At 67.3% G+C, this 21,366-nt stretch carries 20 protein-coding genes; 17 read left to right on the top strand and 3 right to left on the bottom strand.

Annotated features, from left to right (window positions below):
- Positions 1-20 precede the first annotated feature (20 nt).
- Entirely contained in the window at positions 21-293 is a 273-nt protein-coding gene (locus FEZ32_RS05565; protein WP_028702049.1) for a YciI family protein, read from the top strand.
- A gap of 1 nt (position 294) precedes the next feature.
- Here FEZ32_RS05565 and FEZ32_RS05560 read toward each other — a convergent pair whose 3' ends face one another.
- Positions 295-687: a thiol-disulfide oxidoreductase DCC family protein gene (locus FEZ32_RS05560; protein WP_028702048.1), complete on the bottom strand. Its 393-nt coding sequence runs from the start codon at positions 685-687 to the stop codon at positions 295-297.
- 254 nt (positions 688-941) lie between these two features.
- Here FEZ32_RS05560 and FEZ32_RS05555 point away from each other — a divergent pair, with 254 nt between their 5' ends.
- The 12 genes from FEZ32_RS05555 (at position 942) to FEZ32_RS05500 (ending at position 16,539) form a co-directional block, all read left to right on the top strand.
- Positions 942-1,619, top strand: coding sequence for an HAD family hydrolase (locus tag FEZ32_RS05555; RefSeq protein WP_028702047.1), 678 nt, complete (start codon positions 942-944; stop codon positions 1,617-1,619).
- 564 nt (positions 1,620-2,183) lie between these two features.
- Positions 2,184-3,191 carry an ABC transporter permease gene (locus FEZ32_RS05550; protein WP_175415736.1) on the top strand — a complete coding sequence of 336 codons (1,008 nt, stop codon included), beginning with the start codon at positions 2,184-2,186 and terminating at the stop codon, positions 3,189-3,191.
- 2 nt (positions 3,192-3,193) lie between these two features.
- A complete protein-coding gene (locus FEZ32_RS05545; RefSeq protein WP_138680155.1) occupies positions 3,194-4,054 on the top strand; it encodes an ABC transporter permease in 861 nt (286 codons plus the stop codon).
- Positions 4,055-4,176: 122 nt separating this feature from the next.
- Positions 4,177-5,874, top strand: a complete 1,698-nt coding sequence (locus FEZ32_RS05540; RefSeq protein ID WP_244937922.1) for a dipeptide ABC transporter ATP-binding protein — start codon at positions 4,177-4,179, stop codon at positions 5,872-5,874.
- Positions 5,875-5,938: 64 nt separating this feature from the next.
- Positions 5,939-7,654: an ABC transporter substrate-binding protein gene (locus FEZ32_RS05535; RefSeq protein ID WP_175415735.1), complete on the top strand. Its 1,716-nt coding sequence runs from the start codon at positions 5,939-5,941 to the stop codon at positions 7,652-7,654.
- On the top strand, positions 7,651-8,907 hold the full coding sequence (locus tag FEZ32_RS05530; RefSeq protein ID WP_138680152.1) for a cobalamin-independent methionine synthase II family protein: 1,257 nt from the start codon (positions 7,651-7,653) through the stop codon (positions 8,905-8,907). Before FEZ32_RS05535 ends, FEZ32_RS05530 begins: the two co-directional genes overlap by 4 nt.
- 504 nt (positions 8,908-9,411) lie before the next feature.
- Positions 9,412-10,461, top strand: a complete 1,050-nt coding sequence (locus tag FEZ32_RS05525) for a PLP-dependent cysteine synthase family protein (RefSeq protein WP_175415734.1) — start codon at positions 9,412-9,414, stop codon at positions 10,459-10,461.
- The gene (locus tag FEZ32_RS05520) at positions 10,458-11,480 is read left to right on the top strand and encodes a glutathione S-transferase family protein (RefSeq protein ID WP_138680150.1); all 1,023 of its coding nucleotides are present in this window, start codon (positions 10,458-10,460) and stop codon (positions 11,478-11,480) included. The genes FEZ32_RS05525 and FEZ32_RS05520 overlap by 4 nt, the downstream gene beginning before the upstream one ends.
- Before the next feature lie 68 nt (positions 11,481-11,548).
- Positions 11,549-12,649, top strand: coding sequence for a glutathione S-transferase family protein (locus FEZ32_RS05515; RefSeq protein WP_138680149.1), 1,101 nt, complete (start codon positions 11,549-11,551; stop codon positions 12,647-12,649).
- A gap of 1 nt (position 12,650) precedes the next feature.
- Positions 12,651-13,775, top strand: coding sequence for a glutathione S-transferase C-terminal domain-containing protein (locus FEZ32_RS05510; protein ID WP_138680148.1), 1,125 nt, complete (start codon positions 12,651-12,653; stop codon positions 13,773-13,775).
- A gap of 54 nt (positions 13,776-13,829) precedes the next feature.
- Positions 13,830-15,011, top strand: coding sequence for a mandelate racemase/muconate lactonizing enzyme family protein (locus FEZ32_RS05505; protein WP_138680147.1), 1,182 nt, complete (start codon positions 13,830-13,832; stop codon positions 15,009-15,011).
- A 7-nt stretch (positions 15,012-15,018) separates the two neighbouring features.
- Positions 15,019-16,539 carry a GNAT family N-acetyltransferase gene (locus FEZ32_RS05500; protein ID WP_138680146.1) on the top strand — a complete coding sequence of 507 codons (1,521 nt, stop codon included), beginning with the start codon at positions 15,019-15,021 and terminating at the stop codon, positions 16,537-16,539.
- A 46-nt stretch (positions 16,540-16,585) separates the two neighbouring features.
- Here the strand turns inward: FEZ32_RS05500 and FEZ32_RS05495 are convergent, their stop codons facing one another.
- Positions 16,586-16,873, bottom strand: coding sequence for a phage holin family protein (locus FEZ32_RS05495; RefSeq protein ID WP_232020902.1), 288 nt, complete (start codon positions 16,871-16,873; stop codon positions 16,586-16,588).
- A 242-nt stretch (positions 16,874-17,115) separates the two neighbouring features.
- Here FEZ32_RS05495 and FEZ32_RS05490 point away from each other — a divergent pair, with 242 nt between their 5' ends.
- The 4 genes from FEZ32_RS05490 to FEZ32_RS05475 all read left to right on the top strand — a co-directional run bounded on the left by FEZ32_RS05490 (position 17,116) and on the right by FEZ32_RS05475 (position 20,737).
- Positions 17,116-18,477 carry a DUF2252 domain-containing protein gene (locus FEZ32_RS05490; protein WP_138680144.1) on the top strand — a complete coding sequence of 454 codons (1,362 nt, stop codon included), beginning with the start codon at positions 17,116-17,118 and terminating at the stop codon, positions 18,475-18,477.
- Positions 18,478-18,652: 175 nt separating this feature from the next.
- Positions 18,653-19,204, top strand: a complete 552-nt coding sequence (locus FEZ32_RS05485; protein ID WP_028702042.1) for an HdeD family acid-resistance protein — start codon at positions 18,653-18,655, stop codon at positions 19,202-19,204.
- Between the two features lie 42 nt (positions 19,205-19,246).
- A complete protein-coding gene (locus FEZ32_RS05480) occupies positions 19,247-20,380 on the top strand; it encodes a S1C family serine protease (RefSeq protein WP_138680143.1) in 1,134 nt (377 codons plus the stop codon).
- 66 nt (positions 20,381-20,446) lie between these two features.
- Positions 20,447-20,737, top strand: coding sequence for a GNAT family N-acetyltransferase (locus FEZ32_RS05475; RefSeq protein ID WP_138680142.1), 291 nt, complete (start codon positions 20,447-20,449; stop codon positions 20,735-20,737).
- A gap of 91 nt (positions 20,738-20,828) precedes the next feature.
- On the opposite strand, the gene FEZ32_RS05470 is transcribed toward FEZ32_RS05475, so the two are convergent.
- Complete coding sequence (locus FEZ32_RS05470) at positions 20,829-21,359, bottom strand: Dps family protein (RefSeq protein WP_138680141.1); 531 nt, start codon at positions 21,357-21,359, stop codon at positions 20,829-20,831.
- Between the last annotated feature and the right edge of the window lie 7 nt (positions 21,360-21,366).

The following is a 21,366-nucleotide window of genomic DNA, read 5'->3' as shown; positions in this document are numbered from 1 at the left end:
CCGTGGTCTACGATCTCCCCATGGCTGTGTTCATCGTCGAGACGACCTATGATCCCGAACTCAATGACAAGAGACTGGCTGCGCGCCCGGCTCACCTGAAGAACCTGGAGGCCATGCGCGAGCGCGGGCAGCTGGTCAATGGCGGGCCGCTGAGCGACGGGTCGGGTGCCGTCCTGATCTACCAGGTCGACGACCGCAAGACCCTGGACCGGCTGCTGGAGGCCGATCCCTACCCCAAGGATGCGGTGAAAGTCTCCTCGGTCCGCCAGTGGAAGCCCAACTTCGCATTCTGAGTCATCGGGTCCGGCAGGACTCCGATCCGCCCGGGAGTCGGTACCTGTTGTCGGCCACCCAGGCGTAGATCCGCTCGGCGACGGGAATGACGGGCGGGGCGCCGATGCCCCGACCGACCCACCGCAGCGGTGCCGGGCCGCCCGACAGCGCCTCCGCGATCGCGCGGGCTCCCCACACGACGGTGCCGTCGCCCCTCACCAGGGGGATCTCCCGGCGAGCCCGCACGGGGTCGACCGCCAGGGCGTCCAGATCGGCGTCGGTCATCGGGGCGACCGTCGCCGCAGCCTGCGCCGGGGCGGTCAGCCTCTGCAGAATCCTGGCCGTCCGGGTGCAGAACCCGCAGTCGGGGTCGTAGAGCAGTACCCCCTGCGGGGGCGGCGCGGTGAGGGTCATGTCTCCAGTCTGCCGCGGGCCGCAGGCGGCTCCCGGACGCTCCTCACAGCGGTGGAACTACATCGCTGAGTTTTGTCCCCAGCCTGGGGACAAGCCTGTGGACAACTCCGGGATGAGGTGTGCACAGCTCTGCCGGTCATCGTATTTCTCCTAGTCAGAGACCTGTGCACACGGTGGACGCGAGATACCCACAGAGCTGGGACAATCGCTGTGTCCACCACTGAACCGACCACTGATGCAGCCCAGGAGCCGTCATGAATCTCGGATCCCTTCCCACCCAACGGTTCGACGCCGTGATCCTCGACCTCGACAACACCCTGGTCGACTCCCAGGAGGCCCTGGTCGCCGCATTTGGCAGCTGGGCCCGGGAGTACCGCATCTCACCCGATCAGCTCACCGGAAGGGCCGGCTGGCGAACCCGCGACATCGTCGACGCCGCCATCGAGAAGCCCCGCCGCGCCGAGGCGCTGGCCCTGATCGACGAGCTCGAGCTGACCACCACCGAGGGCATCACCGCGATCCCCGGTGCCGTCGAGGCACTGTCCGCGCTGCACGAGGTCGCCGCGGTGGCCACCTCCTCGCGGCGTCCGGTGGCCCTGGCCAGGCTGGCCGCGGCCGGACTCGAACCGCCTCGGGTCATGGTGAGCGGTGAGGACGTCGAGCGCGGCAAGCCCGAGCCCGATGCCTTCCTGCTGGCCGCCCGGCGGCTGGACGCCGACCCGGCCCGCTGCCTGGTCGTCGAGGACGCCCCGGCGGGGGTCGAGGCGGCCCACCGGGCCGGCATGTCGGCCCTGGCGCTGACCACCTCCACCCCCAGCGCCGATCTGGACGCCGAGGCCGTGGTCACCGATCTGTCCGAGGTCTCCTTCACGGTGGGCCGGGACGGTGTGAGCATCACCGCACCCGGTTTCCAGCTGCGCTCAGAAGCGTGATTGAGACCCTGAGGAATATCAGATATTGATATATGGTCTCACGTTTCAAGACAATGTTGGAACCACGGTGGCTCTGCCCCTAGTGTCCTTCGCAATCCCGGTTGGTCGGGATCCGATCGGCAGTACCGTCCGATCGTCATGGTTGTTGTGAGTCACACTGTCGACTCACGCAACCCGGTTGAGGAGTTTGCGTGAACGCGATCGTGCACACCGTCGGAGGCCTGGCAATCTCAGCCCGCCGCCCGATGTGTATGTGCATGCCGTGTCCCAGCGCCCTCGACCCCATGTGTTGCCGCTGATCCGGCTGTTCGGCCTTCCGGGGCATCGGTCCCCGGAAGCCTCGCAGCAGTGACCTCTTCGGGCACCGCCCCTCTGTCACCCAGCTGCCAGATCCGTTAGCGCTGAGCACCACCCCAGATTCCGGCCCCCGAGGGCCTGATCCGTGGGCCTCTCGCGCCCTGCGGCTCCCCAGAACCACTCTGCCAGGGCCCCACCATGTATGCCCGGTCCACTCAACTGACCGGCCTCCGCAGTTCCTGTGCTGAAAGTTTGGAAGTATCAGAGATGGACCACTTCGTCCTCCACAACACCCGGCAGGTCGCCGCCGAGACGGCTGCCGCCCCACGCCGAGCGCACCTCGCCAAGTTGGTGCTCTACCGCATCCTGGGAGCCCTGTTCGTGCTGTGGGCGGCCACCACACTGACTTTCCTGGCCGTCCACGCAACCCCCGGCGACACCGTCTCCCTGCTGCTCGGCGAGAACCGTGATGATCCAGTGCTGCGTGCCCGCACGATTGAGCGATGGGGGTTGGACCACCCGCTGTGGTACCAGTACCTCGTCTACCTAGCACGCATCCCCACCGGTGACCTCGGAACCAGTTACAGCTTCTCCCGGCCAGTCACCTCGCTGCTCGCCGAGTCCATCGGGCCGACCCTCCAGCTGGCCTTCTCGGCGGCGATCGGTGCCGTCCTGATCGCCTACCTGCTCACCGTGCTCACCTCGACACGGTTCCGCAGACTGCGGCCGATCTCCCAGGTCGTCGAGCTGATCCTGCTCTCGGCCCCGGCATTCTGGCTCGGGATCGTGCTGCTGCTGGTCTTCTCCTTCAAGCTCGGTTGGTTCTCCATCGTCGACCCCGACTCACCCAGTGCCTTGGTGCTGCCAGCACTGTCACTGGCCCTCCCGATCGGCTGCTATCTCACCCAGATCCTGCGCGACGGCGCCGACCGTGCGATGGAACAGCCGTTCTCACTCACCTCCCGCTCTCGCGGACTCTCGGCACCACAGGTCCACACCCGGCATGCCCTCAAGCACGGAACGGTTCCGGTGATCACCGTTCTGGGTCTGGTCATCGGCAGCCTGATAGGCGGGGCTGTGGTCGTCGAACAGGTCTTCGGCCGATCCGGGCTGGGCCAGATTGCCGTTCAAGCGGTCACTGTCAAGGACATCCCACTGATCCTGGGCATCACTCTGGTCGCCACGGCCGCCTTCGTGGCGGCCTCCACCGCCGTCGACATCGTCGCCCTGGCGATCGATCCACGGCTTCGCACCGCACGAGCCTCCAGGAGCTGATCATGGCCGTCATCTCACTGTCCACCGCACCAGCAGTCGTCCGCCACCCCGGCAGTCTGCGATCCAGTCTTGCGATCACCGCCAGTGGCACGGTCCTCGCACTGGCCGTCATCGCGGCACTGTTCCCCCGGTTACTCAGCCACGTCGATCCGCTCTACGCCGACCCGGCCGTGTCCCTGCACGCTCCCAGCACCGCTCACTGGGCCGGAACAGATCTGCAGGGTCGAGACGTCTACTCACGGATCATTCACGGCGCCCGCTACTCCCTGTCGATCGGGTTGGGAGCCACCTTGCTGGGCCTGTTCGCCGGCCTGGTCCTCGGGATCCTGGCATCCACCGGGCCGCGCTGGCTGGACTACACCGTCGGCCGGGCGATCGACATCCTGGCAGCATTTCCCGAGGTTCTGCTGGCCCTGCTGTTCATCGCTCTGACCGGCCCCGGCGTCCCCAACCTGATTGTCGCGATCGGGATCGCCGGGATCCCCAAGTACGCCCGCCTGGTGCGCACCCAGGTACTGCAGACACGCCAGTCCGGGTACGTCGAACAGGCCCGCACCTTCGGGGTCACCGGTGTCCGGTCGCTGCTGCGCCACATCCTGCCCAACGCCCTGGGATCGCTGCCGATCGTCGCCACCATCGCTCTGGGTGAGGCGATCGTCAGCTCCGCAGGCCTGAGCTTCCTGGGGCTCGGTCCCCAGCCGCCGGCCCCCGAATGGGGCCTGATGATCTCCGAGTCGCGCGACTACCTGCGCCATGCCTGGTGGCTCGGCGTCTTCCCGGGTGCTGCGGTCACCACTGTCGTGATCGCCGCGACCGCACTGGGCCGCACCCTGCAGGCCCGCTACGAGAGAAGGTCGGCATGAGCCTCACTACCACTTCACACACCGCAACCCACCGGGGAGTCGCAGTGACAGCGAAGCCTGAACCCGTGCCTTCCGGATCCTCCGCATCCGGCCCCCGGACAGCCGGTTCCCCAACCCCACTGGTGGAGGTCCGCAACCTGGATGTCCGGTTCACCGGCGCCCGTCGGGTGCATGCCGTGCGCGGAGTCTCGTTCACCATCAACCCTGGCGAGGCTCTGGCCATCGTCGGGGAGTCCGGATCCGGAAAATCGGTCACCTCGCGCAGCATCGTGGGACTTGCCGGCGACAACGCCGAACTGACAGCCGACCAGTTCTCGGTGATCGGCCAGGACGGACTGAGACTGCGCGAGGGCCAGTGGCGAGCCATCCGGGGCCGCCGGATCGGCTTCGTCCTGCAGGATGCCCTGACCTCACTCGACCCACTGCGCACCATTGGCCGCGAGATCACCGAGACCCTGCGCGCCCACCGCATCGTGCCTCGCCGACAGTACGACGAACGGGTCGAAGAGCTGCTTCGCGAGGTTGGTATCCCCGATCCTCAGGTCCGCTCCCGGCAGTATCCCCACCAACTGTCCGGCGGGCTGCGGCAGAGAGCCCTGATCGCCTCGGCACTGGCCGGCGCCCCCGACCTGTTGATCGCCGACGAGCCCACCACTGCCCTGGATGTCACCGTGCAGGCCCAGATCCTCGACCTGCTGGAGTCCCGGCGAGCCGAGGGAACCGCCCTGCTTCTGGTCTCCCATGACCTGGCAGTGGTTTCCCGGGTCGCCGACCGAGTGCTGGTGATGCATGACGGAGTGGTCGTCGAGCAGGGCCCCACCGAGAAGGTTCTCACCGCCCCGGAGCACGAGTACACAAAGGCTCTGCTGGCGGCGGTCCCGTCGGCCTCAACCCGCGGAACCCGACTGTCGGCGTCCCCCGGAATCCGGCTGCGTGCCCGGGCTGAGGCCCCTCTACGCCTCCGCCAGGAGACCGAGGGTCAGGTCGACACCGGCACTCCAGTGCTTGCCGCCCACAACCTCTCGAAGTCCTTCCCGCTGCCGGACGGCGGCACCCGCACCGCCGTCGATCATGTCAGCCTGACCCTGAAAGCCGGCCAGAAGCTCGGCATCGTCGGCGAATCGGGATCGGGGAAGAGCACCCTGGCCAGGCTTCTGCTGGACCTCACCCGCCCCGACGAAGGTTCGATCGAGATCGGCGGAGTGCAGATCAGCGGTCCATCCGGACAGGACTCACGACCACCCACCACGTGGGCAAGGCGCCGCTCCGCACGCTCGCTGAGCCCCGCACTGCGCCGTCAGGTGCAGTTCATCTCCCAGGACCCGCTCGGCTCCTTCGACCCCCGCTACACCATCGGCGAGATCATCGCCGAGCCACTCGACTCCCGGCCGTCCCGTCCACAGACCCGCGAGAGGATCGCATCGCTGCTCGACCTGGTCGACCTGGATGAGTCCTTCGTCAACGCCTCGCCCAAGCGACTGTCGGGAGGTCAGCGGCAGCGCGTGGCGATCGCCCGGGCACTCGCCCTGGAGCCCCGCGCCCTGGTCTGCGACGAGCCGGTATCCGCCCTCGACGTCTCGATTCAGGCACAGGTCCTCGACCTGTTCTCCGACCTGGCAGAACAGACCGGCACCGCCCTGCTGTTCATCTCCCACGACCTGGGCGTAATTCACCACCTGGTGGACCAGGTCCTCGTGATGCGCTACGGCCAGGTGATCGAGTCTGGCGATGTCGACGACGCCTTCACCGATCCCCTGCACTCCTACACCCAACAGCTGGTGGCCTCGGTGCCTCGCCTGGAGGCGGAACCGGCACGCTGATCCGTTCGACTCCGAATCCGTTCAGAACCAAGTCCCATCCACTCAACGCAACCAAGGACACGACATGCCCAACCCCCACAGCCCGCTCAACCAGTCCGGGCTGAACCGCCCGATCCCCCGCCGCTCCCTGCTGATGGCCGGTGGCGCGCTGGCTGCCCTCGCCTCGGTGATGAGCGCCTGCGGAGGTTCGGACACCGCTACCGCCGGTACCACCGACACCACTACCAAGCCGGTCGACGGCGGCAGTCTGGTGTGGGCGATCGAAACTGCACTCTCGTCAGCCAACCCGCATGTCAACGGCCAGGACAAGAGCCGGCCAGTTCTTCGGAACGCCTTCGACTCGTACATCTACCGGGCCGAGGACGGGTCCTACGAGCCCTGGCTCACCACCCTCAAGCTCTCCAATGACGGCAAGACCGTGACCTTGAAGCTGCGCGAGGGAATCACCTTCTCCGACGGCGAGAAGTTCGATGCGAAGGCCGTCGTCAAGAACTTCGACAAGCTCACCGACAGCAAGTACGTCACCTCCGCACAGTCGCCGCTGCGCTTCGTCACCAAGTACAGTGCCGCCGGCGCCGACACCGTGCAGTTCACCCTCGCCAGGCCCGACAACTACTTCCTCACCTGGCTGTCGACCGTCAATGCAGCACCGTTGTCGCCGAAGAGCCTCGCGCTCTCGTTGGACGAACTGCAGGCCGGCGGCACCAAGATCGCAGGCATCGGGCCGTTCACCATCAGTAAGTACACCCTCAACACCGAGATCGTCTTCACCAAGCGCAAGGACTACGCCTGGGCCCCGGCCTCAATCGCCAAGGGCCAGAAGGCCGCCCATCTCGACCAGGTGACCTATCGCACGCTGTCCGAGGGGGCAACCCGAACCGGAGCCCTCCAGCGCGGCCAGGTCGACATCGCCTCCGACATCCAACCGCTGGACGTCGAGACCTTCACCTCCAACCCGCGGTTCAAGTACCTGCGCAGCTTCGTCTCGGGCACCCCCTACTCGCTGTATCTCAACGTCTCCAAGTCGCCCTTCGACGATCTCAGGGTGCGCCAGGCCTTCGGACAGGGAGCGGACATCACGGCGATCGTGCAGAGCATCTACCAAGGCACCTACGACCGAGCCTGGGCACCCATCACCCAGGTCGGCCCGTTCGCCGACACCTCACTCAAGAACTGGCTGAAGTTCGACAAGGACGCAGCCAACAAGCTCCTCGACCAGGCCGGTTGGACGGGGCGCAACAGCTCCGGCATCCGCACCAAGGGCGGCAGGACGCTGACCGTGGAGGCTGCCACCGCCAAGGACTTCGTCCGCGAGTCGCGCGATCAGCTGAACGTGGCCCTTGGAGCGGCTCTCAAGCAGAACGTCGGAATCGACTACAAGTACCAGCCGGTGGATATGGGCACTGACACCGCCCGGGCTGCAGCCAACAAGTATGAGGTCTTCGACAACTCCTACGGGATGTCTGACCCGGTGGTGTCCCTGGACCTGCTCTACTACTCCTCCGACCCCAGACGCGGATACATCGCCCGTGGCCGCTACAACGACAAGAAGCTGGAGAGCTGGATCGACACCGGCCGGTTCACCACCGACCTCGCCGCCCGCAAGAAGGCGTACACCGACCTTCAGCGGTACGTCACCCGGGACAAGTACTACGTCATCCCGCTCACCAACACCCAGGACACCTTCGCCTACAACACCAGCAAGGTGCACAACCTCACCATTGACTCGGCCAGCGGCCAGGCCTTCGGTGCCTACACCGTGTGGGTGAGCGCGAGGTGACCACCGAGATCTCAGCAGGGAATCGGCCCGCGACCACGGCCGATGCAGCCCGCAGGAGGACCCCCGAGGAACGTTCCCACGCCGTGCACTCCGAGCACGTCGGATCGCTGCTGCGGCCGCCCGCTCTGCTGGCTGCGCGGAGGCGCCATGACGAGGGCAGGCTCAGCGCTGCAGGGCTCCACGCGGCCGAGGACCGGGCGATCGCCGATGTGCTCGACGCTCAGCGCAGCCTCGGCATCGGTGTGCTCACCGATGGCGAGTTCCGACGCAGCTGGTTCGGTGAGAACCTGTTCCGGGCAGTCAGGGGACTCGTGACGAGGCCCGCCCGTTCTACCGGCCGGAAGTGGGTGGGACCGGGGAATGCGGTGAGCGAAACGGCCGAGAAGGTCCAGCACACCATCGTCAGGGAGGGCAACGGCAGCCTCACGGCCACCGGCCGGGTGAGCGCATCGAGATCGGTGAACGGCCACGAGGCCGACTTCCTGCTGGCACACACCGACGACGAGCTGTTCAAGGTGACGACAATGGCTCCGGCCGCCTACACCGAGAGCTGGTTCGTACCCGGCGCCGCGCCGGAGTACCCGCGCGGCGTCGACCTGCTGTCCGACATAGCCCAGATCCTTCGCCATGAGCTGACTCACCTGGCGGACCTCGGCGTGCCCTACCTCCAGCTCGACTCGCTCTCCTACATCCTGAGGTTCGGCGATGAGGGGGAGACCCAGCGGTTCCTGTCCATCCTCGGTGCCGACCGCGAGGAGGCGATCACCGCGCTGCTGGCCGCCGACAACTCCATCCTGGATGCTGCCCGCAGCCACGGTGCGATCACCTCGGTGCACATGTGCCGCGGCAACAGCCGCAGCGCGTGGAACGCGAAGGCGGGCACCTACGAGGTCGCTCGCCGAGCGTTGGCAGAGCTTCACGCCGACCGCCTGCTGCTTGAGTACGACACCTCGCGGGCCGGCGGATTCGAACCCCTGGACGAGGTGCCGAAGGACACTGTGGTGGTGCTCGGGCTGGTCACCTCCAAGTTCGCGGAGCTGGAGTCCCGCGACCAGCTGCTGCAACGCATCGAGGAGGCCGCAGCCCATCACCCGATTGAGGCCCTGGCCCTCAGCCCGCAGTGCGGGTTCGCCTCGACGTCACCCGGAAACCTCATCACCATCGACGACGAGTTCCGCAAGCTCGATCTCATCGCGAGGGTCGCCGAGGAAGTCTGGGGCCGCAGCGACAGTTCCGAAGCGAGTCCCAACTGATCGCCGCCCAGGCCGGACCAAGTGTCTTTCATCGTGAGACCCGGTATCACTATGAGAGACGTTCTTGCCACACACCGGGACCTCGCCTAATGTCCTGTCCAACCCCGGCAAAGCCGGTCCAGATTGGGCATCATGCCTAATCAACGCTGCATTTCCGCAGCCCACTCGAGGAGTGAACGTGAACGCGATCGTGCACATCGTTGGAGGCCCGGCCATCTCCGCCCGCCGCCCGATGTGTATGTGCATGCAGCGCCTTTGCATGTGTTGCCGCTGATTCAGCGGACCCGCGCCCAACCCTCTGACTGAGCCCCAGAACTCGGCCTCTCCGAGCCCCGCACCGGGACATCCATGTCCCCGTGTGCCAGGGCCACGAACTCCCGGATTCACAGCACACCAGCCACTCCGCCGCACCGGCGTCGGACCATCGCTGTGCCTCCACCCTGCTTCACGGCCGCGCCCTGCGCCGGCCACCCCGAGCCACGACCTGCGCGAAGGACATCCGACATGACGACTCTCGACTTTCCCACCTCCACCGCCGCACCACTGGCCGCCCATACCCTGGACGAACTCATCGGCAACACCCCCCTGCTGAGGCTGGCCCGACTGGACGCCGGGCTGCCCGGCGAGATCTACGTCAAGCTGGACCACTTCAATATCGGCGGTTCGGCAAAGGACCGGATCGCCGCCGAGATCATCCGCGACGCCGAGGCCTCCGGGCAGCTCAAACCCGGCGACCGGATCATCGACAATGGCGCCGGCAACACCGCGATCGGGTTCGTGCTGGCCGGGATCGCCGGTGGCCACCCGGTCACTCTGGTCGCCAACCCCTCGCTGGCCGAGGGCAAGGCCGACCTGCTGAGGCTGCTCGGAGCCGAGATCATCTGGGGACGGGCGGACCGGCCCTTCTCCGATCCGGAGAACTGGGAGGCGATCGCCGCCCGCCATGCCGATGAGGACCCGTCCACGTGGTGGTCCCACCAGTCGGCCTCGGCCGCGAACCCACGGGCCCACTACCTGGGCACCGGCCCGGAGATCTGGGCCCAGACCCAGGGCCGCGTCTCCGCATTCATCGCTGCCATCGCCACCGGCGGCACGGTCTCGGGAACCGGCCGCTACCTGCGAGCGCGGAATCCAGAGGTCAGGGTCATCGCCACCGACTTCGTCCAGGGCCCCAACTTCGGCAAGCCGATCGTCGACGTCATCGAGGGGCGTGCAGCCGCCCCGGCCGATCCGGAATGGCCCCACAACATCGACACCGAACTCATCGACCAGCTCATCTTCAGGAACAAGGCCGAGGCCATCGATCTCGGCTGGTGGCTGGCCCGCACCGAGGGGGTCGTCGTCGGATTCACCTCGGCCCTCAGCCTGCTGGTGGCCCGAGATCTGGCCGCCACCGCCGAGCCCGGTGAGGTGATCGTCTCCTTTGCCGCAGACCACGGCCGCGACTACCTCAGCCATGAGTACAACGCCCACTGGCTGCGCGCCAACGGCTTGGCGGAGATCGCCGACAAGTACCAGCCCGCCGAGTCCAGCTCCAGGGTGGCCACGGCATGAGCACGGTCATTGAAGAGTCCACCGGACTCCAGACCCCCTCGGGAGCCCTCGACGAGGCCTCCCCGGTGGACTATGACTCCTACGGCACCATCTACCAGCCGAGGGGAGACGCCCTCAAGGCCCCCTTCGGTCCCGGTGCTGACAGCACGGTCTACCCCTTCCGCAACCGGATCGACCCCGACGGGGAGTTCCCCCCGGAGGTCCACCGCTACCACCTCTACGTCTCACTGGCCTGCCCATTCGCCCAGCACACCCTCATCGTGCGGGCCCTCAAGGGTCTGGCGGAGGCGGTCGGCGTCTCGATCGTCGACCCTGTCCGCGACGGCCGGGGCTGGGCCTTCCGTTCGGGGCCCGGGCACACCCTGGACCGGGCCGGAGACGGCTTCACCCTGCTCTGCGAGGCCTATGCGAAGTCGAGCCCGAGCGGCGTCTACACCGGACGGGTCTCGGTACCGGTGCTGTGGGACACCCGCAGCCACCAGGTGGTCTCCAACTACTACCCGGAGATCACCCTGGACCTCGGCAGCCAGTTCAACCAGTGGGCCACTCACCCCGAGCTGGACCTCTATCCGGTCCACCGGCGCGACGAGATCGACTCCCTCAACTCCCAGATCGGCCCGCATCTCAATGAGGGGGTCTACCACGCCGGCTTCGCCACCGGCCAGGAGGACTACCACGCCGGGTACCGGGAGGTCTTCGAGACCCTCGATCTCCTGGAGGACAGGTTGGCCGACGGCCGGAGCTACCTGGTCGGCGACCAGATCACCGAGGCCGATGTGCGGCTGTGGCCCACCTTGGCCCGGTTCGACAGCGTCTACCACGGACACTTCAAGCTCAACCGCAACCGGCTCACCGATTTCACCCGGCTGTGGGCCTACACCAGACGGCTCCACGCTATCCCGGCCTTCGGCGGAACCCTCGATCTGGACCAGATCCGGCGGCACTACTACGGCACCCAGCGCCACATCAATCCCACCGGGATCGTGCCGCCGGCACCGGCCATCGACTGGTCGATCTGAAGCACAGACCGGTCGATCTGACCGGCCCGACCCGACATCCACCCCCACTTCCCCTGTCAGGAGCAGACATGTCATCTGTCGTCACCGAGTTCGAGACCGAGCTCAACACCAGGCACCCCGAGCCCAAGGAGCCGGTCAAGGCCTTCCCAGAGACCAACACCGAGCAGACCCCCGACGGCGCCTTCCGACGTCAGCGCAACCTCTTCCCGGTGCGCTTCGGTGAGGGCCCGGACCAGCCGAAGGCCGAACCCGGCCGCTACCGACTGCTGGGAGCGGTGAGCTGCGGGTGGGCCAGGCGCCAGCTCATCGCGATCAGGCTCCTCGGTCTCCAGGACGCACTCCCCTTCGTCCCGCTGTACGGCCGCGACAGCCAGGGCTGGCGGATCAGCGCCTCCCAGGGCGACGTGGTGGAGCGCTGGGGCTCCGACCGGCTCAACTCCTTCTACCAGCGCACCCTGCCCGGATTCACCGGACGCGGCACCTCCCCGACCGTCATCGACATCGAGACCGGCACAGTGGTGACGAACTCCTACCACACGCTCTCGATCGATCTGGAGACCGCGTGGAAGCCCTTCCACGCCGCCGGCGCCCCCGACCTCTACCCCGAGGACCTGCGTCAGGAGATCGACCTGCTCAACCAGCAGCTCTTCGACGATGTCAACAACGGCACCTACAAGGTGATCTTCGCCACCAATCCACAGGCCGCCCGGGTCGCGCTGGGGATCTTCGAGGCTCGGCTGGCCGACTACGACTTCCGGCTGGACTCGCGGCGCTACCTGTTCGGCGACCGTCCCACCGACTCCGACATCCGGCTGTTCCAGACGCTGTCCTCCTACGAGCGCACCTACCGCCCGCGGCTGGCCGCCATCCTGGGGGACGCCAACGTCAAGCATCTGCAGGACTTCGCCAACCTGTGGGGCTATGCCCGTGACCTCTTCCAGCACGGCTTCGTCGACGACCGTGAGCTGTACTTCCTCGACCTGCTCCCCGGACCCTCCGGCGAGTATGTGCAGGGCAAGTCCTTCGCCAACGGCCTGACGCTGCCCTCTCCCGAGGAATCCCTGGCGGCCTGGCAGGAGCCGAGCGGACGCGAGTCTCTTGCGGGCTCCCCGCTGTACTCCGGCCCGGGATCGGGCGGCTCATTCCAGCTGTGGCAGTTCGGAGCCTGAGATGGCCACCCCGACCCTCAACGATCTGCACGCCGCCGAACAGGCCGGCGCCGACCCGAGACTTCCGGCCACGGCCTTCACCAACACCCGCCCGCGTGGTGCGGTCAACTTCTCCAACACGTCGCGCGAGCAGACCGGGGACGGCGCCTTCGAGCGCCAGCCCAACCGGTTCACCGCCCGGTTCTCCACCGGTGAGCTGCCGGTGGAGGCCGGCCGGTACCGGCTGGTCATCTCGGCGGAGTGCGGCTGGTCCCGTCGCCAGATCATCGTGCGGCGACTGCTCGGGCTGGAGGACGCCATCTCGATCAGCTATGTCTCCGGTCGGGGCGAGGACGGCGGCTGGGTCTTCGCCGACCAGCCCGGCGGGGTCGATGACGTGCTGGGGATCTCCAGCCTCAACCAGGCCTATCTGGCGGCCGACCCCGACTACACCGGGCGGTGCACCGTCCCGGCCCTGGTCGACGTCACCACCGGCACGGTGGTCGCCAACGACTACCACACCCTCAGCCTCGAGCTGGAGACGGCGTGGCAGCCCTTCCATGCCGCCGGGGCCCCCGACCTCTATCCCGAGGATCTCCGCCGCCAGATCGATCTGCTCAACCAGCAGCTCTTCGACGACGTCAACAACGGCCCCTACAAGGTCCTCTTCGCGACCTCGGTGGAGGCCGGCCAGGTCGCCAGGGCGGTCTTCGAGGCCAGGCTGCGCGACTACGACCACCGGCTGGCGACCCGCCGCTACCTGTTCGGGGAGCGGCTCACCGACTCCGACGTCCGGCTCTTCGTCACCCTGGCCAGCTTCGACCAGACCTATGTCACCGGATACCCGGAGGCGCTGCGCTCGACGGCCCTGCGGGTCCGCGAGCTGCCGAACCTGTGGGCCTACCTGCGCGACCTGTTCACCACCCCCGGCTTCATCGACGCCCGAGACACCGAGGCCCTGGGGATCACCCCCCGCCCCGACGGCTCCTACCTCGGCGGCTTCGGGGAACCGGTGCTGGCTGTCGACGACCCCGATCGGATCGCGGCCTGGCGACGTCCATCAGGTCGAGAGCAGCTGTCGGGCACACCGGCGGCGGCCGGACCCGGCGGTGCCGGCACCCAGACCCTGTGGTCCTTCGCCTACTGAACTCCTCTTCCTCCTTTCCCCACCCGCCCATCACCCCGCCCGAACAGGACCATTGTGAAGATCACAGCCATCGACCTCATCCAGGTCGAGCGCATCCCAGAGAATGCCCAGATCCCGGTCTTCACCCGGATCCACACCGACGAGGGGATCAGCGGAACCGGGGAGGTCGGGGTCGCCATCCTCGGCTTCTCGGCGGCCTCGGCGAAGGTCGTCGAGCAGGTGGCCCCATTGCTCATCGGTCAGAACCCGCTGCACCACGACCGGCTGTGGGAGACCCTGCTGCGCAAGACCTTCTGGGGGCAGGGCAATGGCGGGGTGATCATGGGCGCCTACAGCGCCATCGACACCGCGCTGTGGGACATCAAGGGCAAGTTCTACAACGCCCCGGTCCACGAGCTGCTCGGCGGCAAGTACCGCGACCGGCTGTGGAGCTACGCCTCCCAGCTCCAGGGCGGCTGGAAGCGCCCCGAGTTCCTGCGCTCCCCGCGCGACCTGGGATGGTTCAGGGAGGCCTACCAGGCGGCCCGGCAGGAGGGGTATGACGCCATCAAGGTCGATCTGCTGGTCGGCCCCGAGGGCACCCGCTTCGACACCTTCCAGCACGGCCAGCACATCTCCCACGCGGTGCTGCGGGACGCCGAGGCCAAGCTGACCCTGGCTCGCGAGATCTTCGGCCAGGATGCCGAGATCATCCTGGAGAACCATGCGGCCACCGAGGTCAACGGGGCGATCGAGCTGGCCCGGATCGCCGAGCCGTTCCGGATCATGTACTACGAGGAGCCGGTCACCAACCTCAATCCCGACCAGTTCAAGCGGATCAGCGAGGCGACCTCCATCCCGCTGGCCACCGGCGAGCGGGTCTACACCCGGTACTCATACCTGCCGTATCTGGAGAACCGTTCGGTGGCCGTCGTCCAACCCGATGTCGGCAACTGCGGAGGGATCACCGAGGCCCGTCGGATCGCCGATCTGGCTCACATCTGGGGGGTCGGCGTCCAGTCCCACGCCTGCAACAGCCCGCTGTCGGTGGCCGCGGCCCTGCAGTTCGAGGCGGCCATCCCCAACTTCGTCATCCACGAGACCCACACCACCAACGGGTTGGACGCCGTCCGTCGCCTCGGGGTGCACGACTACCAGCCGGTGGACGGCTGGTTCACCGTCCCGGACCTGCCCGGGATCGGCGAGGAGCTCAGCGACTGGGCTCTGGACCATGCCACCATCACGACCCTGAAGTGAGGATCCCGTGACTGCCACCGGAACAGTGCCGACCAACCCGGGGGATGCACCCGACGTCCGGCGACCCCTCGACGCGTCCGACCTGCCTCCCGAGGTGATCGCCTCGCTGTCGCCGATTCCCTCGACTCTCTGGTTCCGCGAGCTCCAGGTGCACGGGCGGGAGTTGGCGCTGCGCCATGCGCTGCCCGAGGAGTACCCCGAGGTGGGCGACGTCCTGGAGTCGGCCTTCACCACCGGCTGCACCTCGACCCCCGAGTATGTGGCCTCCCTGCACGCCATCACGGAGCGGGCGCGGACCTCGAATGTCTGGGTGATCACCGATGACCGAGGAGTTCTGGCCGCGGTGCTCACCCCGATGCCACGATTCCTCGACTCCGACACCTTCACCTTCAACATTCTCGGTGTCGGGCCACGAGCACGGGGGCTCGGACTGGGCCGGGTGCTCACCGACCATGCCGTTGCGGTGGCTCGGGCGCTGGGGCTGCGCCGGGTCGACATCCATTCCGGACCCCAGATGACCTGGGCGCACAGAATGTACCTGGAGTACGGGTTCGTGCGGCGCATCGACTGGGAGACCGCGCTGGTCGATGGCCACCAGCGACTGCGCAGCTTCTCATACCGCATCACCGATCCCGCGCAGAGTAGCGCCGCTTCTGAATACCGCCTCGAGACCTCGGGAGGGTCTGTGAGTACTGAGACTGCACACGCCGGGTCGGCGCACACCGCCACCGCCGACCTCGCCTCGCACCGCCCGGCCGGAGAGGTGGACGACGCCGGCCGCTTCATCGCCGAGGCGCCCTCACTGCCCGGACCGGCCGAGCTGCCCGATACCCCGCTGCACCTGATGGCACCCACCGATTCCCCGCGCAGCTGGGGCGCGGTGCTGGGGGCTCGGTTCGCCGCGCCGGACTGGGTGAGCGTCGAGCTCACCGGGCCCGGGAGCGCGAGCTCGCCCCAGCTGGTGGATGCCTCAGGGAATCTGGTCAGCGATGACTGGGCGTGGATCTCCCGCAGCCTGGCCGCCGCGGCAGGTAGCCCGCTCTACCCGGCCGCCCGCCGGGACGAGATCGACCGGCTCGAGCGGCTCATCGATGAGGAGGTGATCGGCGGCCTGGAGCAGGCCATCTTCTCCACCGACCAGCCGGTCCGCGATGCGGTCGAACGGCTACTCTTCGCGCGCCTCGGGATGCTGGACCTGGCACTTCACCCGGCGGCCGGGAGAGGGCAGCGGTTCCTGCTCGGCAACGAGCTCAGCACAGCCGATCTGGCCCTTTTCGGGACGCTCGTCGGGTGGGACCTGTGCTACCGGGGCCACCTGGGGTGGGGATCCGCATCTCTGGTCGACTATCCGCAACTGTGGGCCTGGGCCCGTCGGGTGCTCGCGGTCGAGGGGCTGGTGGGCGCGGAGGACCGGGTGCTGCTCGGCCTGGAGCCCGACGCCAACGGCTCCTTCCACGAGGCCTGGGGACCGGCCGAACCAGTGGAGGGAGTGCCCGACATCCGAGCCGCCTGGAGGGCCACCGACTGAAGCAGTCCCTCGGGGCCACCTCGCGGTGGCCCTCCGGTGCCCAGGATCAGCCGGCCACCTTCTTCTTGATGAAGATGAGCGGCAGCAGCCACGCCCCGAACATCGTGACGATCCACACGATCAGGGTCCCGAACACCCAGGTCGAGAAGCCGCGGATGGTGAGACCGTGGGATACCGACGACGCCACCAGCAGGGCGACGTAGGTGGAGATGAGGCCGGCGGCGCCCAGCAGGGAGGACGCATAGCGGTTCGCCATCTTGAAGATGAACGGGGCGAGGACGCTCTGCACCACGGCGAACACGATGACGGCGAGGAGGAAACCAGAGATTGTCACCCGGAGATCATGAAGGGACAGCGCGGCGACCACCAGGCCGATCGCTGCTGTGGCCAGAAAGATGGCTGCCCGAATGACAAATCGGATCATGACGGCTCGCTCTCTGCGACATGGTGAATCACGGCCGGCACTCGACCCGCGATTCCGTGTACTCCCATGATGCCCCACCCGGTGCCCCCATTTGTGAGGGATTGCGGCGCGTGGGTTGGTGGCGACGACAACGCCGGTGGATGATCTTTTCCATGAGCAAGGCTGTGTCACCAGCATTCACCCCCACCCCTCCCCCCTCCTTCGACGATCGGATCCACCGGGGCCGGGAAGCACGGGAGAGCACCACCTGGGACGGCGTCGCACAGCTGAGCACCACCGATCGCGACCCGATCGGCATCCTCTCCGAGCAGAACGAGGATCGCCTGCAGTCCCTGGTGCCGCTGCGCACCGAACGGATGAGCGTCAGCCCGTTCACCTTCTACCGCGGCACGGCGGCCCTGATGGCCTCCGATCTCGCCAGAACTCCCCACAGCGGCATCCTGGTGGCCTCCTGTGGAGACGCCCACGTCAGCAACTTCGGCTTCTACGCCTCCCCCCAGCGCAGCCTGGTCTTCGATCTCAACGACTTCGACGAGTCCGCCTGGGCACCATGGGAGTGGGATCTCAAGCGCCTGGTGGCGAGCATCGTCATCGCCGGCCGGTCGACGTCGCGGAAGAAGGCAGTGGTGCGCCAGACCGCGGTCGACACCATCGCCAGCTATCTCGACGCCCTGCGGGCCGCGGTTCACACCAGCCCGACCGAGCGCTACTTCACCCACTTCGACGCCGAGCAGCATGTCAGCCAGCTGAGCAAGAAGTCCCGCGAGGTGCTCAAGGACGCCATCGGGGATGCCGAGAAGCGCACCAGCGCCCGCGTCGTGAGACGGCTGACGGCCGTGGCGAAGGACGGCCACCGGCGATTCATCGAACAGCCTCCGGTGCTCACCCCGATCGATGACGCCGCGGCCGCCGCGGTGGCCGACGGTCTGAGGCAGTACCAGGACTCGGCCAGCGAGGACATCCACCTGCTGATGCTCCACTACAGGCTGGCCGACGTGGCACGGCGGGTGGTGGGGGTCGGCAGCGTGGGGACCCGGTGCTTCCTGGCACTGTTCGAGGACGGCGACGGCCACCACCAGGTCCTCCAGGTGAAGGAGGCCGGCCGAAGCGTGCTGGAGCAGTACGGCGGCATCGCCCAGCCGCCCGCACTCCAGGACACGATGACCTCCAGGGGGCAGGGCGCCCGCGTCGTCGGCCTGCAGCGCATCCTCCAGGGACTCTCCGATCCCTTTCTGGGCTACATCGACCAGGGCTCCCGGGGCTACTACGTGCGCCAGTTCCACGACATGAAGGGCAACATCGACATGGACACCCTCAAGAACGAACCCTTCAACCAGTACGGGACCGCCTGCGGCCGGGTACTGGCCCGAGCCCACGCCCAGTCCCCCGAGGCAGTGGAGATTCTCGGATTCGCAGGTCACGGGAAGAAACTCACCGAGGCGATCCTGTCCTGGTCGCTGGACTACGCGAAGCTCTCCGAGTCGGACTTCGACCTCTTCACGGCACGGTCCTGACCGAGGTGATCCCCGGACGCACTCCTGAGTTTTTCTCACCGATTACTCAGCTGCAGATGTTCTCCCGACACCCGGGAAACGTAAGATTTTTCCTACCAGAGAACGTTCCCCTAGGATACAATGTGGCGAGCCACCCGTCGGTGACAATTCGCCCTGTTCAGTGAAGGATACGCAAATGTCAGAAACTTATACCAGCGGTCTGGGCGAGGGCACCCGGCGATTCATCGCTGTCGCGGGATTGTTGGCAGCCCTTTCAGGTGTTGCAATTCTTGTCTGGCCGGGTCACGCGTGGAAGGCGATCACGGTCGTCATGGCCATCTACGCCGTCCTCGCCGGGCTCGTCTATGTCATCGGTGCCGTCGTTGGCAAGAGCCTGGGAACGGGTGGCCGCATCGGTCACGGCCTGCTCGGTCTGCTCTACGTCATCGCCGGCTGCTTCGCCTTCGGCCAGCTCAGCAGGACGGCCGTCTTCCTGGCCCTCTTCGTTGCCGTGATGATCGGCGTCATGTGGATGATGGAGGGTTTTGTCGCGCTGTTCGTGCTGAGCACCGGCGAGTCCTCCGCATGGAACATCATCTTCGCGGTCATCTCGATCCTGGCCGGAATCTCCCTGGTCTCCAGCCCGCTGTGGGGGGCCGTCTTCCTGTGGTGGCTGCTCGGCATCTCGCTGGTGGTCCTCGGACTCCTCAACGCCTTCCGAGCGATCTTCTCCAAGAAGAAGGCCTGAGACACCACCGCCGTCCCTGACCGGGTCGGGAGAGGAGCAGCAATGACCGGCGCGAACGCTCATGGCAGGAAGTCCCCTGCATCGTCGGGCAGGAGGTTCGAGGTCACCCCGGCCGTCCTGGCCGTGATGGCCGGTCTGCTGGTCCTCTCCCTGATCGCCTCAGGGGCGGCCCTGTGGGCGGCTCTGGCGAACCGCTCCGCGGGGCCGTCCGCATCCTCGTCCTCCGCTGCGACCTCGGCGGCCGGTACGAACGACTGCAATGCGGTGGTGATCGCGAAGAAGGTCCTTCCCAGCGTCGTCACCATCCATCTCACCTCCCCCTCCGGCCAGTCCGGAAACGGCACCGGGGAGTTCATCGACGACCAGGGCCACATCCTCACCAACGATCACGTCATCGCCGAGGCCGCCAAGGGCGCGAAGATGACGGTGCTGCGCTCCAACGGCGTCCAGTCCCCCGCCACACTCGTCGGACGTGTGCCGCGGCTGGATCTGGCGGTGATCCGGACCGCCCCCGACAAGGACACCGTGATCGACACGGCCGACTCCTCGAAGCTCAATGTCGGCCAGCCGACCGTCGCCCTGGGCGCCCCGCTCGGGCTGTCGGGATCGGTGACCCGCGGCATCATCAGCGCTCTGGGACGTCAGATGCCCCTTCCGGACGCCTCGGGGGAGTTGAGTGCCTTCCTGTCCGATGTCATCCAGACCGATGCCTCGATCAACCCCGGTAACTCGGGAGGGCCGCTGGTGGACTGCGACGGGCGCCTCATCGGCGTCAACACGGCGATCGCCACCGTGCCCACCGCCGAGGGCGCGGCCGGAGGGGGAAGCGTCGGACTGGGATTCGCCATCCCGGTCAACACCGCGATGGCGGTGTCCAAGGAGATTCTCAGCTCCGGTTCCTTCACCCCGGGATCGTTCGGGATCTCGGTCGTCCCGCTCGACGTCAGTTCCGCAGCGGGCTCCGGCGGCCTCTACGTCAACGCGGTGGTGGCCAACGGCGCGGCGGCCAGGGCCGGCCTCAAGGCCGGCGATGTGATCACCGAGTTCGACGGCCAGAAGGCCCGGTCCTTCGAGGACCTCGTCATCGCGACGGTTCGCAAGAGGGCCGGTGCCGTCGTCAAGGTCAGCTACACCAGGGACGGCCAGAGCCACAGCACTCCCGTCACGCTGCTCTGAGGCCCCGGCGAGGCGACGTACCGTGGAGGCGGAGCAACAGCAAGCCGTCATCACCGAGGAGGACCCATGGCCGAGCCCACCATCACCGACAACACCGCTGAGCACCGCTACGAGGCGCACCTCGACGGCGAACTCGCCGGATACCTGGTCTACGAGCAGGACGGGGAGGTCGTCGACCTGCCCCACACCAAGGTCTTCTCCCAGTACGAGGGGAAGGGGGTCGCAGGGGCCCTGGTCCGGCGCGGCCTCGACGACATCCGCGCGCGCGGCGGGCTGACGGTGACGCCGACCTGCCCCTACGTCGAGAAGTGGATCCAGCGCCACCCCGACTACGCCGACCTGGTGCACCAGGCCTGATCCCGGGCCGATCCCGGAGCAGACGAAGGGGCGCCGCCGGACCTGAGGTCCGGCGGCGCCCCTTCGATCTGTCAGCGCCTCAGCGCGGTGATCAGTTCCTCGGCGAACGGGTCTCGGAGCTGATGAACCAGGCCTGCTGCTCGAGCTTCTGGATGTAGCCGTGCAGGATGTCGGCCGAGGTCGGGTCCGCCTTGTCGACGGCGTCATGAACCTCGCGCATCGTGCCGGTCACAGACTCGACGGCGGCCACGACCAGGTCGATGGTGTCGTGGCTGTCGACCTCGCCCTGGGGGAACTGGGCGATCGAGGTGCGAGCGGCGACGACGGAGGGACGGCCGTCCGGGGTGGCGTGCAGGGCGCGCATCCGCTCGGCGACCTCGTCGGAGGCGTCGCGGGCGATGGCGACGACGTCATCCAGGTTGAGGTGCAGGCTGCGGAAGCTCGACCCCACGACATTCCAGTGAGCCTGCTTGCCAACCAGGCTCAGGGCAATCATGTCGACGAGAACCTTCTGCAGGTTGTCGCTCAGGTCCTTCGAGGCCACGAAGCCGTGCTCTGCGTTCTCCAGATGGGTCTGGGTGTCACCGGCGGGCTGCGGGACAGTGATGCTCTGCTGAGTCATTGACGAT

The sequence above is a fragment of the Acidipropionibacterium jensenii genome (assembly GCF_005890135.1).
GTDB classification, from domain to species: domain Bacteria; phylum Actinomycetota; class Actinomycetes; order Propionibacteriales; family Propionibacteriaceae; genus Acidipropionibacterium; species Acidipropionibacterium jensenii.
Note: the sequence above shows the minus strand (reverse complement) of the source record. Positions and strands in the feature narration are given on the sequence as shown.